At 72.5% G+C, this 443-nt stretch carries 1 protein-coding gene; it reads right to left on the bottom strand.

Going from position 1 to position 443, the window contains the following annotated elements:
• Positions 1 to 443, bottom strand: a 443-nt coding sequence (locus tag ACLEQD_RS45120; protein WP_410392025.1) for an AMP-binding protein, incomplete at both ends; no start/stop codon positions are given.

Raw genomic sequence — 443 nt, 5'->3', positions numbered from 1 at the left:
CCGACGTGAAGTCCACGTACGCGACGTTGCGGCTTCCCACGCCACTCTGCGGCGCGTGCTTCGGCTGACGGGCAAGCTCCTCGCTCGCCTCCTCCAGCCGCACCACGTCCAGCCCGTCCGTGGGCAGTCGCTCGCCCAGCGCTCGCGTCGTCACCAGCACGCGCGCTCCGGCCTCCTTCAGCATGTACGCCAGCCGCTCGCGCGGGTAGTCCGCCTCCAACGGCACGTAGGCGCCACCCGCCTTGAGGATGGCCACCAGCGCCACCACCAACTCCACGCCGCGCTCCAGGCACAGCGCCACCCTCGACTCGGGGCCTACTCCGCGCGCCCGCAGCAGGTGCGCCAGCTGGTTCGCCTTCGCGTCCAGCTGCGCGTACGTCAACTGCTGCTCGCCCGCCTCCAGCGCCACCGCGTCAGGACGACGCGCCACCTGCGCCGCGAAG

The sequence above is a fragment of the Corallococcus sp. 4LFB genome (assembly GCF_046520365.1).
Taxonomy (GTDB): domain Bacteria; phylum Myxococcota; class Myxococcia; order Myxococcales; family Myxococcaceae; genus Corallococcus; species Corallococcus caeni.
Note: the sequence above shows the minus strand (reverse complement) of the source record. Positions and strands in the feature narration are given on the sequence as shown.